Source organism: Paenibacillus sp. PvP094 (genome assembly GCF_040546835.1).
Lineage (GTDB): Bacteria > Bacillota > Bacilli > Paenibacillales > Paenibacillaceae > Paenibacillus > Paenibacillus illinoisensis.
Map to the genome: position 1 here is coordinate 1,210,982 of NZ_JBEPOM010000001.1, position 16,450 is coordinate 1,227,431.

The 16,450-nt window shown below is 46.2% G+C and carries 14 protein-coding genes; 3 read left to right on the forward strand and 11 right to left on the reverse strand.

The features are described from left to right. Positions 1-5: 5 nt before the first annotated feature. The 4 genes from ABIC22_RS05710 to ABIC22_RS05725 all read right to left on the reverse strand — a co-directional run bounded on the left by ABIC22_RS05710 (position 6) and on the right by ABIC22_RS05725 (position 3,446). A complete protein-coding gene (locus ABIC22_RS05710) occupies positions 6-584 on the reverse strand; it encodes a hypothetical protein (RefSeq protein ID WP_354479199.1) in 579 nt (192 codons plus the stop codon). Between the two features lie 4 nt (positions 585-588). Next, the gene (locus tag ABIC22_RS05715; RefSeq protein WP_354479202.1) at positions 589-2,172 is read right to left on the reverse strand and encodes a glycosyltransferase family 39 protein; all 1,584 of its coding nucleotides are present in this window, start codon (positions 2,170-2,172) and stop codon (positions 589-591) included. A gap of 172 nt (positions 2,173-2,344) precedes the next feature. After that, the gene (locus ABIC22_RS05720) at positions 2,345-2,731 is read right to left on the reverse strand and encodes an iron chaperone (protein WP_127538391.1); all 387 of its coding nucleotides are present in this window, start codon (positions 2,729-2,731) and stop codon (positions 2,345-2,347) included. Between the two features lie 52 nt (positions 2,732-2,783). Then, positions 2,784-3,446, reverse strand: coding sequence for a M48 family metallopeptidase (locus ABIC22_RS05725; protein WP_354479206.1), 663 nt, complete (start codon positions 3,444-3,446; stop codon positions 2,784-2,786). A gap of 175 nt (positions 3,447-3,621) precedes the next feature. Here ABIC22_RS05725 and ABIC22_RS05730 point away from each other — a divergent pair, with 175 nt between their 5' ends. Beyond that, entirely contained in the window at positions 3,622-4,389 is a 768-nt protein-coding gene (locus ABIC22_RS05730; protein ID WP_354479208.1) for a GNAT family N-acetyltransferase, read from the forward strand. 94 nt (positions 4,390-4,483) lie between these two features. On the opposite strand, the gene ABIC22_RS05735 is transcribed toward ABIC22_RS05730, so the two are convergent. From ABIC22_RS05735 to ABIC22_RS05745, 3 genes are all read right to left on the reverse strand, one after another. After that, entirely contained in the window at positions 4,484-5,098 is a 615-nt protein-coding gene (locus ABIC22_RS05735; RefSeq protein WP_354479211.1) for a 2'-5' RNA ligase family protein, read from the reverse strand. Between the two features lie 171 nt (positions 5,099-5,269). Beyond that, entirely contained in the window at positions 5,270-7,651 is a 2,382-nt protein-coding gene (locus tag ABIC22_RS05740) for a GH36-type glycosyl hydrolase domain-containing protein (protein WP_354479214.1), read from the reverse strand. Between the two features lie 224 nt (positions 7,652-7,875). Further along, positions 7,876-8,295: an ester cyclase gene (locus ABIC22_RS05745; RefSeq protein ID WP_354479217.1), complete on the reverse strand. Its 420-nt coding sequence runs from the start codon at positions 8,293-8,295 to the stop codon at positions 7,876-7,878. Between the two features lie 289 nt (positions 8,296-8,584). Between ABIC22_RS05745 and ABIC22_RS05750 the strand changes: the two genes are divergently transcribed. Beyond that, positions 8,585-11,050 carry a transglutaminase domain-containing protein gene (locus ABIC22_RS05750; protein WP_354479220.1) on the forward strand — a complete coding sequence of 822 codons (2,466 nt, stop codon included), beginning with the start codon at positions 8,585-8,587 and terminating at the stop codon, positions 11,048-11,050. A gap of 92 nt (positions 11,051-11,142) precedes the next feature. On the opposite strand, the gene ABIC22_RS05755 is transcribed toward ABIC22_RS05750, so the two are convergent. The 4 genes from ABIC22_RS05755 to ABIC22_RS05770 form a co-directional block, all read right to left on the reverse strand. Then, on the reverse strand, positions 11,143-12,045 hold the full coding sequence (locus tag ABIC22_RS05755; protein ID WP_354479222.1) for an SDR family oxidoreductase: 903 nt from the start codon (positions 12,043-12,045) through the stop codon (positions 11,143-11,145). 597 nt (positions 12,046-12,642) lie between these two features. Continuing rightward, positions 12,643-12,990, reverse strand: a complete 348-nt coding sequence (locus tag ABIC22_RS05760) for a hypothetical protein (RefSeq protein WP_095288571.1) — start codon at positions 12,988-12,990, stop codon at positions 12,643-12,645. 15 nt (positions 12,991-13,005) lie between these two features. Further along, on the reverse strand, positions 13,006-13,425 hold the full coding sequence (locus ABIC22_RS05765) for a hypothetical protein (protein ID WP_095288570.1): 420 nt from the start codon (positions 13,423-13,425) through the stop codon (positions 13,006-13,008). A 225-nt stretch (positions 13,426-13,650) separates the two neighbouring features. Then, positions 13,651-15,030 carry an amino acid permease gene (locus ABIC22_RS05770; protein ID WP_354479227.1) on the reverse strand — a complete coding sequence of 460 codons (1,380 nt, stop codon included), beginning with the start codon at positions 15,028-15,030 and terminating at the stop codon, positions 13,651-13,653. A gap of 382 nt (positions 15,031-15,412) precedes the next feature. Here ABIC22_RS05770 and ABIC22_RS05775 point away from each other — a divergent pair, with 382 nt between their 5' ends. Beyond that, positions 15,413-16,405, forward strand: a complete 993-nt coding sequence (locus ABIC22_RS05775; protein WP_354479229.1) for a DUF4003 family protein — start codon at positions 15,413-15,415, stop codon at positions 16,403-16,405. The last annotated feature ends 45 nt before the right edge of the window (positions 16,406-16,450 follow it).

Genomic DNA, 16,450 nt, shown 5'->3' on the forward strand with positions numbered 1-16,450 from the left:
ATCACTTATTCAGACTGGACAACTGCCATTCGTTCCACTGTCTCCGTGTTTTCCTTATACCATGCCATGACGACATCTCCCTCTTTCAGATCAGATACCTGAATTGCCCCGTTGGCGTCCGAATTGGTGTTACCGCGTCCTCCCATGTCCATACCTTCAGTGATGCTAACATCCGCATTCAGCTTTAATTTCATTTCAACGCCAGTTTCATTCATCCCCCTGCTTCCGCTGTCAGGAGCACCGTCCTGCTGACCCTGGTTAGTGGAGTTCTGTGAAGAGAAACCTTGAAACTCAAGTAATGCTACAGTAACGGTATCTCCGTCTATGGAGACAATCCGGCCTGTAAGATCGGCATTCATGGCACCGCGCATATCATCCGGTCCACCTGTTCGGTCATTCATGCCTCCGCCTCGCTGCATTCCTCCGTTCATGCCTGGGCCACCATTCATCATTCCCCCATTCATACCTTGTGCAGTACCGGTATTCGTAATGTTTTGGGCTGTTATGAAATCACAGGCAGCAAGCAGAACAGCACAGCCTGCCAGTAGGATTAGAATAGATGTGGAATAATAATTTTTTCGCATAAGATCACCTTTTTCCCAGGGATGGCTGTCCCCAGCCGAGTTTTCTTTGGAACACCAATTCATACGCATCCTTGAACCCCATATAGGACAACACAACAAGCAACGGATATACCGGATAGATATAGCGCGATTTGATCTCCCACAGGATGTAGAATCCGATAAATCCGAGAACCACCAGAATCAGGGAAACCTCATCATATCGCTTAAGACGAATGCCTCGGACCAACCGAACGAAAATAAAACAGTACATCAGGAAGTTCATCACATATACCACCCAAAGCACACCCGTTCGATAGACTGAATCCCCCTGGAACAGGTCCGTTACCCCATTGGTGTAACTATAGGAGCCCGCAATTCCGCCTGCTCTTCCTCTTCCCATGCCTGAGGCACTTTCATTACCGATCCCGTATCGATCCATCTGGTACGTGCCTTCAGTCCAGGTCCATATGATCTTTTTGTAATACATCTGAATCAGTTCACTGGCACTCGCTTCCGAGAGCTTCGATTCAATCTCCTGCTTAAATAATGCTGTGCTGACGGCCTTATTGTAATTGGCCTGTCTCTGATAGATTTGGTAGCTCTCCATATTGTCCCAGAATCCGAATCGTTCGAGGTTAATCCCCATGTTCAGCCACATATAGACGGGGGCCGAATTCTCGCCGACCGGTTCGCTTACCGTACCTATGGACTGCAGCACGGCCTTCTGGGTCCAGCCTGGGACATTAAACAGAACAGCCAGTACGGCGATGGAGCCAAGCACCTTCTTGAACCCGATACTCCGCATGTTCAGCAGAATGTACAAGATAGCAGCAATCAGCACAATCGCACCAATGCTTCGGAAGTAGTTTCCGATTGCGAGAAGAACGGCAGCAAAGAGAATGGCTTTCCATGATCTTTCGCGTACAAACCGAAGCAAAAAGTATAAACAGGATGTCAGAAATGCCGTCGCAATCACATCGTTATAAATCAGGTTGTTCAAGAATAAGGAAGGCAAGTACGTCGCTGCAAAAATCAAAACGCCGTAATCCCGTTCCTTAGATTGGGGGTTCAGCTGCTTATAAATGAGATAAATCATAAAGGTGGTTAACGTTGAGAACAGAATATTAAACAGCTTGATCACCAGATAGTTATCCGGGAACAGGTATAGCAGTGTTTTTAAATAGAGCACGATGGAAAAGTTAAACGGGAACATGTGAAGATATCCACCCGTTTCAAACGAGGAATAATCCTGTTCGTAGAGCATGCTCATTGCAAGAGAAACTACTGTCTGGGAATCATCCGTCGGCACTCTTGGAAACACAAAGATAATCGCGATCTGAATCGCCATGGAACATAGCAAAACCACGGGAATAACGACCTTTGGACTGTACTTGTTCAATCTCAGGCAAAGACGGTACAAGCCAATACCCGCTAACAGAAGCAGGAGGATGACCGGAAGGAAAATACTCCATTGCTGGGTTCCCAGAATCGGATTGTCTCCATAAAGTCCATAATTATACTGCGCCCGAACGAATAAAGACGAAACAATAAACAAACCAACAAAGAAAATAAGAATGAGATAAAGCGTCTTATGGATCACCTTAGACATGCCAAAACTCCTTTTCGAGTACAGGATTCGAAAACAGTATAATGGCTCTAACTGAAAAATCGCTGAATTCAACCAGTCGGCTATCGCTGACCCCACGAACATGATTTTTAAACACAAAAAAGACCGCCCTCTTCGCCAAAGATAGCGGTCTATCTATTCCTTTAATACAATGCTACTTCTTTCGTTTCTTTTCCACTGCCTTCTCCACATTTTCCTTCACCCGAAATCCCACAATCCGGCGGATAAGCTCTTCGGGCAAGGGTTGATTCAGGGGAAACTGCACCGAGCCTTTAGCGCCTTTATAGACAGAGAGTTCATCCCGGAATGCCTCGATTCCACTGGGCGCCGGATAGAATCCGATATGGTTCTTATATGCGGCAAAATGGACCAGATTCCCGTGCAGCGCATACGTTGGCATCTGGTAGCTGATCTTCTCCTCCGCATTCGGAGCCGCTTCGCGAATAATCTGTCTTAATGCCTGCAGTCTGACCTGTACATCCGGAGCGAACCCCGAAATATATTCATCGACCAGTGCAGAATAATGGTTACCCTCAGCCATCCTGAACTCCTTCCACCACGATTCATGAACTCGTGATATGGATTTATTTTTTTCACAACGTCATGGCCCGGCCATTGCGCATCAGATAATCTTCCTTCGTCTTGTAGTCCGGCATGATACTGCCAACGCGGCGCCAGAAGGAGCGATCATGGTTCATATGATGAATATGGCACAGCTCATGGATAATGACATAATCAATGACTTCCGGTGGTGCCATGGCCAGACGATAGTTAAACGTGAGCTTTTTGTCCCAGCTACAGCTGCCCCACTTGGTGGGGGATTCCACAATGTCTACAGACTTTGGCTTGACCTTCAGCTCCTGTTGGTATGGACCAATACGTTCACCAATGACTCTCTTACACTCGGCAAAATAAAATTTCTTCAGATTCGCCCGCAGCTCATCCTCGGACAACCCTTCAACCTTAATTAACTCATGCAGGGCATATTCCTTGCCCAGAAGCAAAAACTTCCCGCTGCCTTCTTCCTCGTAGTCTTTGGCCTGCGGTCCTTCCAGGGCCCGCTGCATTAGTGCCGATTTCTTCAATATGATTTCACCATGCTGCTCTACAAGCTGCTGAATCATTTCATTGCTCGTGCCAGTAGGTGCCTTAATCGTTACCATGTAGGGCAGGTCCATCGTGATGGAAACCTTCTTGCCTTTGCCATATACCACATGGCATTGAATGATGTGTTCGTTTAGTTTAATCGTTAGCATGCTGTGCTCCGCTTCTTTTTTTGTTATCCATTCATTAACGATTGTATACCATCCCAAGGTGATCTGCACAAACAATAGATAGATATTTGTTAAATAAAACTGTATTATTATTCATTATTATGTATTATTATTTAAAACATACTGAATTCAGTCTCATATAAATGGAGGATACCGTATGAAGCAAATCACTGAGAATGGCCACAAAATCATTGAGGAATTATCCCTCAATCACTGGCAGACCTTGTCTACCTTGTTCTATGATGGATGGATTTTACGTTTTGCCAACGGATACACGAAGCGTGCCAACTCCATACAACCCATCTATGATTCTACCCACGATGTATTTGCCAAGATAGACGAGTGCGAGCGAATCTACGCTTCCCATCAGCTTAGTACCATTTTCAAAATCACACCATTTAGCAAGCCGGATCACCTGGATCAGCTTCTGCAGGACAGAGGGTATTCCATTGTGGATCACACCAACATGCAGGTGCGCAGTCTGGAAGAGCTGAAGGAACCGGAGTACCCTTTTGTACAAATCGATGAGCAGTTGACCCAGGAGTGGCTGGATCACTTTTGCCGATTGAATCAGGTACACGAAGGGAAGCGGGAAACAATGACACAGATGCTGTCCAACATCCGTACAAGTACGGGTTTCATTTCCCTCTTGGTCGATGGGCAAGTTGTTGCTTGTGGGCTGGGCGTTGTCGAGCGTGGCTATATCGGCTTGTATGATATCATTACGGATGCCGCTTATCGGAATCGCGGGTTCGCTGAACAGATGATATTACATCTCTTGCATTGGGGGAGAAAACAAGGCGCCACATCGAGCTATCTGCAGGTTGTAGCCAGTAACGCTCCCGCCATAAAACTTTACGCCAAACTGGGTTATTCGAAAATCTACTCGTATTGGTATAGAGTTAAGGATTTCCACGAATCTTGATCCTAAATTCTAATGTTGATTTTCGAGCTAAGACAACCGCCTTGGTGAGTGAGGCGGTTGTCTTGGGAGGCGATACTTTGGTTATGTTGTAATTTTAAACAAAGTGCAAAGCTTTCGTATGTATAGATGTTGATTTTATACATTTGTCATTCTCGTATATAGCTTTGATTACTGATATTTCAACGATATTAGTACGTAGACTTTCGATTCTTTTAGTGCAGTAAACCATCGCTTCTTTTAAATTCTCATCGTTTAATCGGTTTGCTATTGTACAGTGAGGTATCCAATGATTGGGGAGATATTGAGACTCAGCATTCATTCGGTATTTTTCAAAGAAATGGTGATGATTAGCATGAAACGTTAATAATTCTTGGGAAGGAACAGGGGCAAGAAATACAATTCCTGTGTTCAAAAAAGTCCCTATTGAGTTCATAGTGATTGAAAGTTGTTTTTTAGATTCATAAAAGCAGTCAAAATCGCTTATAAATTTGTCGATATCTACGTCAGAGTCATAACCTGCTATGGTAATATGAGGTCTTCTATTCTGTACTTCTTCTGCATACCTGGAAACTGCATTATCACTCAATTCTTTCCAAACCTGCTTTATATAGAGCTCTGTATCCTGGTCAAAATGAGCCACTACTCCGTACAACTCATAACCCCCTCCATAACTATAACCCTTGCAATGGAGAGTATTCAACGGCGCCATTGAGCAATCCTCCCCGCAAATCATCTCCGAATGAAATCGCCACCTTCGTTATAAAACATTGGTTCACAATTATCGAATATCGACATAAGGTTTAACCTGGCCTATAAAATATTTTAATAAAAAATGCCTTTCTTAAAAAAACAAGAAAGGCATTTCAAGTTTATCTATTCCTTATGATTTAGGAAGCTTGACCAATACCTCGTATGACTTGCCAGCCTGGATATCCTTAATCATGTCTCCTTCGATCAATTGACCGTTAACATATACTTCAGTCTTTCGGACAGCCGCATCCCGTTTCATCTCCACCTGCAGCTCGGCACCACGGAACAACCTGGTCACCGAAGCCTTATTCCAATCCGCAGGTAATTGTGGACGGACAAGCAGCCCTTCGGCATGACCCTGCAATCCGAACAGTCCATCGATCAGGCAGCGATACACCCAAGGTACCGTACCTGTGTTGAACAGATGGCTGGAGCGCCCGGCTGTACGTGGAAATTGTCTGTAGGCCCCGCGATAATAATTGGGGATGAATACAGGTAACTGTCCCCGCTGGAGGATATCTTCGGTATCGGGACCAGGAATCATTTTGCGAAGGAGACGATACGCGTTCTCCTTTTCATTAACCAAATACAGAGCATAGATGTAGAACGCAGCCGCGTGGTTGTAGACCGCCCCATTCTCGGCGCTGCCCGGATGTTTTTGCGTAACCCGGCCCACATCTTCCCGCATGGCGGTGAAGGACGGTGCTAGTTTCTCCACACCATATGGGGTCTCCAATTGCTCCTCCACTGCCCGGATCAGCTTCTTCCGCTTCTCCTCATCGGCTGCGCCGCTCATCAGCGCCCAACCCTGAGGATTAATATAGATGCGTCCTTCCTTATCCTTGCTGATGCCAAAAACGACATTATCATCCGTTATTCCGCGTGCATACCATTCGCCATCCCAGAGATACTCATTCGCTACAGCGTTGGTCCGGTCTGCTTCTTCACGGAATTGCTTCGCTGTCTCGGTATGCCCGGCCTGCTCGGAAATATCCGCCCATACCTTGAACGCATAAGCCGTTGCAATGGTCAGCCAGCCGGATACCCCTTTGCCCTTATAACCCACCATGTTCATCGGATCACACCAGTCGCCCTGGTTAATGAAGTTGAGGCCGCGGTGGTCACGATCCTGAATCAGCCAGCGCATGGCCAGATTCATATGCTCCAGCACAGAAGCTTTCTCTTCACTGTCGGCAAATGCAACCTGCTCCTCCAAAATGCTGTAATCATTCGTCTCATCCAGATACGTACGCATACAGACCGGAAGCCAGATACAGTGGTCCGTATGAGGAACCTGGTTGATGTATTTGAGCTCGGCATCCGGGTGCAAAATGATCCCATCCGGCATCGCGCCGCTTGCATGCTGCTGAGCCAGGGCTGTCAGGAAGGCTTCACGTGCGATCGCGGGCTGAATGTAACTCATGCCCATGTTATCCTGCAGATAGTTCCGGGTCTGCGGATCAGTCGTTAGCCGGTTCGTTTTGCCGTGGTAATACATTTGGCGTGGCAGCCAGTGGTTTACAAAATTATTCAATCCGTCATCCGGGGTCTGGATCTGGATATTTCCCTGTCCTTCTGCAACGTAAGCCGCATATTCCTGTTCGGCCAAGGCAAAGCCATCCAATCCTTCATAATCCCGCTTGATAAAATACTGCTGCCGGATGCGTTCGATCTCTGCCTCATCATGAGCCGGGCCAAAGATAAACCGGTATTGCCGCTCAGCCCCAGCTTCGAGCTCCAACCTGTACTGAAGGACAGCAACAGGTGTCTCATACCTTGCATCCCCGCCCTCCAAGGTGTCCAGCTGCAATGCCGATGGAGCATGAAGGCCGCCCTCGCCCTCGAAACGCTCGTGATTCACTTCCCATGAAGCAGGCTTGCGATCCGCAAGCAGGTAGGTCTTGTCGCTGTAATTTTTGATTTTGGCATAATCCTGATATTTCTGATACGGCGTAATGGACGAGCAGACGATTCCCTGCAAATCATCCACATATTCACCGGATTGATTCATCCATGACATATAGCCAACCGTGAAATACGGATACATGCTCAGCTTGCGTTTATGAGAGGAAAGGTTCTTCACCTTCACTTGCCACAGCTCCATGGCATCCGCTTTGGGCAGACGCAGGCTCATCTCAATGGAAATGTCATCGCTTACAACATTCCAGCGAATATCGTGTTTACCCACGGCGAATGTATAGCTGTCCGCCTGTTTTCGCACCGGCTCATATGGAGCCGAGAAAATGTTTCCGCCTACTTCATCCTTGATGTAGACAAATCTCCCCGGATGATGCGCATAATACGGCTGCTCCGGCTGCATAAATGTCTTCGCTTCCAGATTGGGTGCATGCGAGTACTTGGCAGGCTCCGGCTGCATGAATTGCGCCACAGCATATCCGCGGCAATTCATATGGATCATCATCTTTTCGTTCCATAGAAATCCGGATGCCTTGGGCATACTTGTCGGACTGGTCAGCTCATAATATTCATTATCGTTCGTTGCTCTGATCATCACTGAACCTCTCTTTCGGGTTATGAAATTGGAATGACAGAAAACGTTTTAGTAACTTGTATACAACTTCATTCATTATAACACGGGAACGCTTACAGTCACGGATAAATGTTTAAAAAATTCATGTGAATTCACCTGCTCAGCTCATAAACATCGCAAAACATTCTATTAAAAATAAAACTTCTGATTAGGTGCTCCGATTTAACAAAAAAAGAGCTGAATTCTCAGCTCTTATTGCGCTCCAATTGTTTTTCGATGCCCAGCCTGTCAATCTGAATCCAATATTCTGCAATCCGCTCATTTTCCACGCGATATACAGCACTGGCAATTTCAATAACCGGCCGATGGGTTGGTGTGTATCCGTCCACTTCTCCCATATGTATACCCTCTTGTTTCCAGCGCACATACACTTTATCGCCCTGGGCGATCAGTTCCTGAATCTCAAGTGAGAATTCACCGTAGGCCTGAATCATTTCTATCACATGATCCGCATATTCGTATGGTGTCCTTTTTACTGTCACTTCCTCTTCCGATATCACCTGATGGGCCAGTACCTGTTCGGCCATCAATGTATCAGCATAATCAAGGTTACGACCTGACCGTACCTCCTTGAAAAAAGCTCTGACAATCTGTTCAGGGGTCATTGCACGCCACTCCGTTTACATTGGATTTTCTACTACATCTGAAACCCAGCCTTCTATATCTTCCCTTATTCTAACATCCATTCCATGGTGGGAGATCAATCTGTTCTACTGTTCTACGGGACTATTATCCCTATTAGCATACCTTGACAATGAGACTATATAACCATAAACTAGCAAAAGACTTTAGGTAATTAATAGGAGGTTTTGCTGATAAGAGAATTCGGATTGATTTTTACCATAAATGATAATGTCAGGTGTATGAACAAGAAAAACCAGAAAGTGGTGTATCATGAAACGTCTATTCGTAATATTGTTTACCCTTACCCTGCTGCTGGCTGGATGCCAGAGCAATGACAAGGAGAGCAGTCCAAGCGACAATAATCCCACAGAAACGTTAGAAGGCTCTACCATATTGAGTTTGAAGCAAAAATACGGCTCCGAATCAAGCCCATCGATTATGCCCATGTATAACGTAGCTCAAGACGAAGAATTCAAGTTTACATTTAAGGCTGACCTAAAAACCAGTCGTCTTCAAGCAAGTGACATGATAAGTGTACATACCGATATTAAAGCCTTGGAAGCAAGTAAAGTCTATGCCATACCGCAAATCAATGATAATAGCATTTCGATAAAACCTCTCGGATGGGGTGTATTAAGCTCGGAGAAGCTGAAAGCTCAAGAACAAAATACATGGGGTGGTGCCCCCATCTATTACATTCGTCTGAATTATAATCCAGATGCTGAGAAGCTGACACTTCTTGATCAACCCATGATTATTCCTTTTACAGTAAAATCCGAGCTGCCTGTTCCGAATCTGAAGTATGAGATCGACAAGGATAAACGGTTCACGCTTACCTGGGACAAGGTAGAGGGCGCAGCAGAGTACAAAATCTATAATCGTGCCGATCGAACCGTTATTTTTGAAACAAACAATGTTCCCCTGCAAGGGGCAGAGAAAGCTTACAATGGAAGCAATCCGCTGGTCGTAGCGACGACAACCGAGACATCCTTCAATGATTTCAATGAGGATGGCAAAGGCGGCCTTGGTATCATGAATGAACTAACGACATCCTATCAGAACCATGGGATGAAGGGTGAATACTACGTCACTGCTGTCAGTGGGGACAAGGAATCGAATTTTAGTAACGGTGTAGCTACTGCTCCTCTCTCTAACCAGCTGCCCATGGCTCTAAAAGAACAGCTCTATATGAAGAAATTGAAGAACACAAACGAATTGCCGAAAACAACAAGTATTGAGCACATCGATGGTTCCTTCTCCCAAGGATCAATTGTTTATGATATTGCGAATGTAGATATCTCGGAGTTCAACGAAACGAACATTCCTTTTCATATCAAAGGAACCGCTCTTAAGAGCTACGTACGGGTAGAATCTGTAACCCAAGAAGACTTGGCCAAATTGGATCAACAAACGGTCGCGGAGTCCAGTAACGGACTGGTTGAACCAAAAAATGACACACCTTACGTCCCTGCACCTGATGTGCCAACCATCATTAACAATAATGATGGGCCTGCATCGGAGACTGCAACAGAGACTGTGCCTGAAGAGTCTACAACGACTGCTGTTCCAGCACCTGAAGATGAAGTGGACACGACTACTGAAGAAGGTCCTGAACAAGCTCCTGCTTCTAACCCTGAAACGGCAGAAGCAAACCTGGTGGACGAACAGAAATCGAACACACAGCAGAATGTTGAAGAAGGCAACCAGGAAACCGTTCCTGAACCGGCTGCAGGTGATAAACTCATCAATGCGGATTCTGCACTGGAAGAAGTGCTGGCCAAAAACATGATTGCTGCTGAAGATCAAATCTCATTGAAAGCTTTTCCCGAAGCCCAAAATTTCACAACGCTCTCGGATGTTGTCCTGAAAGTGATGTATCAGAATCCATTGATTCTCGGCGTTGAAGGGTTCGAATACAACTATGATACGTTGACGCTCACCATTCATTACAATGAATCTCCAGATGTCATCCAGAAGAAACAAGGCGAGATTATTGCCAAAGCAAACGAAGTTGTTGCTTCCATCATCAAGGATGGCATGAAGGATGATGAGAAACGAAAAGCCATCTATGATTATTTGAATGATAATGCGAAGTATGACGATGCAGCACTGGAAAGTGCGGAGCAAAACAACTTCAAAAATGTAGACGCTCAGTTTAACGACTCATTCACCACCTACGGTATTCTGGTCAAAGGGGTTGGTGTATGCGCCAGCTATGCTTCCGTCTACAAACTGCTCTCCGATCTGTCCGGATTGGACAGCATTGTCGTAACAGGAGCATCTAGTGGTGTTCCTCATGCATGGAACAAGGTCAAAATCGGAAATGAATGGTTCCACGTAGATGCCACGAACAACCTGACCAACTCCGGTATTCCCTACTTCCTATACAATGCAAACGATGAGACGGCTGCAAGTCAGGAAACGATAGCGGATCAAGATTACTGGATCGATTCCGAACTCGAACTGTTTCATGGTGAAAGTGATACGAATGACTATTATGTGCAAAATGAACTCGAAGTCGCTTCGGTCAATGAATATAAAACAAAGACGGAGAGTGAACTGAAAAATGGGGAGAAACGGGTTATTCTGAGATTTGCCTCTCCTGTTGACTCCGATGAATTAATGACAGCAGCAGGCGAAGCACTTGCTGCGGTGGATGAAGCCCTGCTGAACACGGCACAACTGGCAACGCTGGGCAGTTACACGATTCTGGAAACCAATCCGGAACAAAAATAATAACCAGAACATAAAGAACTCCATCACCCATATCGGGAATGGAGTTCTTTGCTTAACAAGCTAACCATTTAGGGCCCATTTACGGTCTCCTGTTACGGACTAACGGTACCACCGTTGGCATTCAGGGTCTCACCGCTCACGTAACTGGATTCCTGGCTCGCCAGGAATACAAAGGCAGGTGCCATCTCGGCAGGTTGTCCTGCCCGGCCAAGTGGCGTGTTGGAGCCGAACTCTGCCAGCTTCTCGACCGGCTGTCCGCCAACCACCTGAAGCGGTGTCCATACCGGACCTGGCGCTACAACATTCACGCGGATACCTTTGCTACCGACCTGCTGAGCCAGTGCTTTGCTGAACGTATTGATGGCCGCCTTCGTCGTTGCATAATCCAGCAGGATTGGTGAAGGACTGTACGCCTGAATGGACGATGTATTGATGATGGAACTGCCTGGTTTCATATGTTTTACAGCCGCTTTGCAGAGCCAGAACATGGAGTACACATTCGTTTTGAATGTCGCATCGAATTGCTCTGTAGTCAGATCCGCAATCTGTTCCACAAACTGCTGTTTACCTGCCACGTTGGCAAGAATATCGATCCCGCCAAGCTCCTTAACGGCAGACTCAATGAGCTGCTTGCAATAGTTCTCATCCTTCAGGTCACCAGGAATTGCAACAGCCTTACGGCCTGCTTCTTCAATCAGCTGTACCACTTCTTTGGCATCCGCTTCTTCTTCAGGAAGATAAGACAGCACAACATCCGCGCCTTCACGGGCAAATGCAATGGCCGCCGCACGGCCAATTCCGCTGTCTGCCCCGGTTACTACGGCTTTGCGTCCAGTCAGACGTCCGCTGCCTTTGTAGCTCTTTTCGCCTGCATCAGGCACAGGTGTCATCTCGCGCTGAAGTCCCGGCTCTTCCTGCTGCTGTTTCCATTCTGATGTTGCCTTCGGATATTGTGTCGTCGGATCTTGTACAGTATGCTGGTCTTGATTAGCCATGTTCAATTCCTCCTCGGGTAAATTTACACTCTCTAAAAATAGAACCAATGGATTCTACACGGGTCACTGCGCGGTCAGAACAACCTTCCGATCGCTGTTATCCCCCAATTTTTTGTATTCCTTTAGAAGGAGAAAATTCGGTGATAAAGGCGAACATTTCATTTCTCCAGGTTTTCTCTGCCCTCTACGTTAATGTGTAGATGTGAAGTTCAATTTAAATAAAATGTGTAAATTTCAATTTATTTATAGTTGGGTTTCATAAAAGTGGCACTCTTTTCTTTGTAACCGAGATGGGTGAAATTTAAACTGGGCTTGATCATTTCCTTAAGGCAGCTGCAGCATTTAAATTGAAGGCTGTTCCGTAAACCGCTGGATCGTTTACATCGTCCTCATCTTGCTTATCCCCCTTGTCTGCTGCAATGGAATTGATATTGATCGCGCAGCAGCTCTTCTAGTTCATATCCTAAAACCTCCAGTAACAGGAGATTCAAGAGATATTTTTCAGAGGGTGACACTGCTCAAAAGACAAATAAAAAAAGAGAGGGAACTCCCCTCTCTTTCTACATATTCTAATTCGTAAACAACGTAAACTTACTCTTACCAGGATGTACGTGGTTTTTGAATAGCATCCGTCTCTTTTTCTATATCTGTCATCATGTCTTTAATCCGGTCCAAAGCCAGTTGGAGTTGCTTTTGATGTGCATCCAGGCGATGAGCCATCGATCGAATCTGCTCTTGTGTAGGAGGCTGCGGCGCATGGGAGATTTCAATCAATTCTTTTTCAATAGCATCTATTCCATCCAATCCTGTACCCAGCATCTCAATGCCAAACTTGGCCTTATCTGCAATATGATCTATCTTTAAAGCCGTTTCTTTTGCTTGTTTGTTGCCCCAGCCACCCGATATGTAATTGGGCTGACCTACAGGTGGTGTATAATCGCTCATAGAGACCTATCCTCCCTACTTCTGATACTTATCGGTAATTTCATCAATCTTATCTGTCAACTTGTCAATTTCGTCCGTGAGACTATCAATTTCGTTGGTTAACTTATCTACATCTTTAATGTTCTTCTGAACCTCGTCAATGTTGCCGCTAGTAGCTATAACTTTGGACATTACTTCCTGTGCAATCGATGTTACCAGTACTTGTACATGATCAGGAGCATCTTGTCCAACTTGTGCGACCAATCTGTCAATCAGAGGCTTGATCTGAGATAATGTCGTTGCAGCGTTTGAAAGCTCACGACCACAAGAGTTCAATTCAGAGTCAATTTTATCCGATACCCGGTCAATTTTGGATTGGGTGATCTGGTCGATTTCTCTGATGACTTTGTCGATATCATTTGACATCTCACGCACTGCGCCTTTTCCTACTAACATTAGCAAACTCCCCCAGTATGTTTACAAATTCTTCAATCTCCTTGATTATAAGGTAAGCCTTAATACTGTTCAATAAATTAAGTTGTTATTTCGACTCATTGTTACAAAAAAAACAAAAAATGCACCCTTGAATGACACCGAATCTCTAAAGATTCTTCGATGTACTCAAGAAATGCATTTTGGGCACCCACTGAACAATTCACACCACAGTTTTATAACATAAAACTATTGTTCTTCTCCACCGTCTACACGCTGCTTTTTCCCAACGCCGAATACAAAATATCCGATCACCACGATGGCCATAAAGGTCGCACCCACAATCAGGGGCAAACGCGTATCCGGGTTAAACGCCATCCCGATGATAACGAGGATCAGATACACAATAATAATGTAGTTGCTGATGGGGAACCATTTGGACTTGAAGTTGTGTTCCTCCATCTCATTACCCCAGCGCTTTCTGAACCGGAACTGGCTGAAGGCCAGTGCGAACCACGGCACCATCCCCGGAAGAACACTTGCACTGTAAATATACAGGAACAGTTTGGAATCCGGCATCAGGTAGTTCAAGATTACACCGATCAGCAGCAGGGAGATCGTAATAACGATGCTGTTGCGTGGAACCCCGCCTTTGGACAGCTTTTTGAAAAAGGCAGGTGCCTGTCCATTCTCAGCAAGCGTATATAACATACGTCCCGCACTGTAAATTCCGCTGTTACATCCCGACATCGCAGCCGTGAGCACCACAAAGTTGATAATGCCCGCAGCAGCCACGATACCGACCTTGGCAAATGTGAGTACAAACGGGCTTCCCGTCTGTCCCACTTCATTCCACGGGTACAATGTCACGATGACGAAGATAGCCCCTACATAAAAGATAAGGATACGCCACACGATATTTTTGATCGCTTTACGCAGCGTATGCTTCGGATTCTCCGCTTCCCCTGCCGTAATACCGACCATTTCCACGCCCTGATAGGCAGCCGTTACGATACATAGAGCAAACAGGAATCCTTTGATTCCTCCCGGGAAGAAGCCTCCATGACTCACCAAATTCGATAATCCGATTGGCTGTCCACCGTTACCCAGACCGAAGAAGATCAAGCCCGTTCCGATCACGATCATGAACACAATGGCTGTTACCTTAATCATGGCGAACCAGAATTCAAACTCCCCGTAATATTTCACCGCAGCCAGATTCGCCGCCGCAATAATGAGCACACCAGCCAGTGCCGGCAGCCATTGTGGAATATCCGGAAACCAGTACCCGACATAGATACCGATCGCCGTAACTTCCGCCATCCCCACCGTTACCCAGAGGAACCAGTAACTCCAGGCGGTCAGGAACCCGGCAAGCGGACTGATATATTTATGAGCAAATGTGGCAAAGGATCCGGTGACAGGCTCCTGAATCAACATCTCACCCATAATACGCATGACAAAAAAGATAATGATCCCGGCCAGCAGATAGGCCAGCAGCACCGAAGGACCTGCCCATTTGATCGTACTCGCCGATCCCATGAACAATCCAACGCCGATTGTACCCCCGAGTGCAATCAGCTCAACGTGACGGGGCTTAAGCCCTCTAGATAGTTGCTTCGATTCCAAACGATTCTCCCCTTTTCTTGTGTGCAGCTTCGTGTTGTCAGAATACCATTTTTATGTTCACATTAACGCAATGCAGAATTGCTTCACCAAATTGTACGAGATGTGCCGAAGAAATACAACAAGGAATGTAAGGAAGCGTTTTTAATGAGAATGTTTATCATTTATAACGTTTTCTGGATAACAAACAATTACATTCTGGGTGCTGGACATCTTTTTCATCATACATACGATAATGCATTTCTAGTTTGAGAAGCACCCTCGCAATCCATTTAAAAATTCGTTCTTAAGGGCATTCATCTACCCCATGGAAGTTTTTGCTTTAATTCATTTAATATTCCTAATAAACTAGGGGTAACAACTACTCATTTAGGGAGGTGTGCATATGGAGCAGCAGCACGCAGCACGAGTCGAATTATTCGTTTCCAATACACAGATCATCAAGAAGTCGTTCAAATGGCAAAATCCGATGATGCATCGCCTTGCGGCACTTCTCTATGCAGGCGAAAATAAAACGGCAGATGGTGAGGCCGTTCGCCAGAGTCATGATCTGATGAAGCAAAATACAAACCTCTTTTCCGTATTCAGGGGCAATTCGGCCATCAGTATCGCCGCAATGCTCTCCCTTACCACGGATCAGGAGTCGAAGCTGGCGGACACCCTGCATGTCTACGATCTGATGAAACAGATCAAGTTCCGCACTTCCGATTTCCTGGCCGTGGCTGCCTATCAGATTGCTGCCCAGGCAGCGCCTGACCAGTTTCAGTACACGGTGGAGCGTGCCAAGGCTTTTTACGATCAGATGAAAGCAAAACACCGCTTCCTGACCGGACAGGATGACTATATTTTCGCAGCCATGCTGGCTCTCTCCGATCTGGATGTGGAATCCGGTGTGGCCCGCATGGAGCAGCTCTATCGTGAACTGAAGCCAGAATTCTCCCCTGGCAACAGCGTGCAGGCATTGACCCAGGTACTGGTCCTTGGAGACGACAATCCTGAATCAAGCGCGCGTGTATTGGCATTACAGGAGGCGTTCCGTAAACGCAGTATCCGCTTGGATAAAACGTATACCCTATCCTCCCTCGGAGTGCTCTCTCTGCTGCCTGTCCACCAAGACACACTGGTGGATCAGGTGCAAGAAACGTTCGACTGGCTGCGTGACCAAAAGGGCTTCGGGGCATGGTCGATCACCAAACAGGAGCTGCTTCTATTCTCATCTGCCCTGGTGGCTGTTCAGCATGTTGAGAATCTGCGAAGCGGTGTGCTGACCACGACACTCTCTACCAGCATCACCAACATTATCATCGCACAGCAGGCCGCCATGGCCTCCGCTGCGGCGGCTTCGGCTGCTGCTGCCGCTTCATCATCTTCAAGCTAACGTTCACCAAGGCAGCTTATTATATGAAAAAGCCCCCTCCGATTG

Coding starts and splice junctions, on each gene's coding strand:
- ABIC22_RS05730 (WP_354479208.1), top strand. CDS start 3,622: ATGAAGCAAATCACTGAGAATGGCCACAAAATCATTGAGGAATTATCC.
- ABIC22_RS05775 (WP_354479229.1), top strand. CDS start 15,413: ATGGAGCAGCAGCACGCAGCACGAGTCGAATTATTCGTTTCCAATACA.
- ABIC22_RS05750 (WP_354479220.1), top strand. CDS start 8,585: ATGAAACGTCTATTCGTAATATTGTTTACCCTTACCCTGCTGCTGGCT.
- ABIC22_RS05740 (WP_354479214.1), bottom strand. CDS start 7,651: ATGATCAGAGCAACGAACGATAATGAATATTATGAGCTGACCAGTCCG.
- ABIC22_RS05720 (WP_127538391.1), bottom strand. CDS start 2,731: ATGGCTGAGGGTAACCATTATTCTGCACTGGTCGATGAATATATTTCG.
- ABIC22_RS05735 (WP_354479211.1), bottom strand. CDS start 5,098: ATGGCGCCGTTGAATACTCTCCATTGCAAGGGTTATAGTTATGGAGGG.
- ABIC22_RS05745 (WP_354479217.1), bottom strand. CDS start 8,295: ATGACCCCTGAACAGATTGTCAGAGCTTTTTTCAAGGAGGTACGGTCA.
- ABIC22_RS05710 (WP_354479199.1), bottom strand. CDS start 584: ATGCGAAAAAATTATTATTCCACATCTATTCTAATCCTACTGGCAGGC.
- ABIC22_RS05715 (WP_354479202.1), bottom strand. CDS start 2,172: ATGTCTAAGGTGATCCATAAGACGCTTTATCTCATTCTTATTTTCTTT.
- ABIC22_RS05725 (WP_354479206.1), bottom strand. CDS start 3,446: ATGCTAACGATTAAACTAAACGAACACATCATTCAATGCCATGTGGTA.
- ABIC22_RS05755 (WP_354479222.1), bottom strand. CDS start 12,045: ATGGCTAATCAAGACCAGCATACTGTACAAGATCCGACGACACAATAT.
- ABIC22_RS05765 (WP_095288570.1), bottom strand. CDS start 13,425: ATGTTAGTAGGAAAAGGCGCAGTGCGTGAGATGTCAAATGATATCGAC.
- ABIC22_RS05760 (WP_095288571.1), bottom strand. CDS start 12,990: ATGAGCGATTATACACCACCTGTAGGTCAGCCCAATTACATATCGGGT.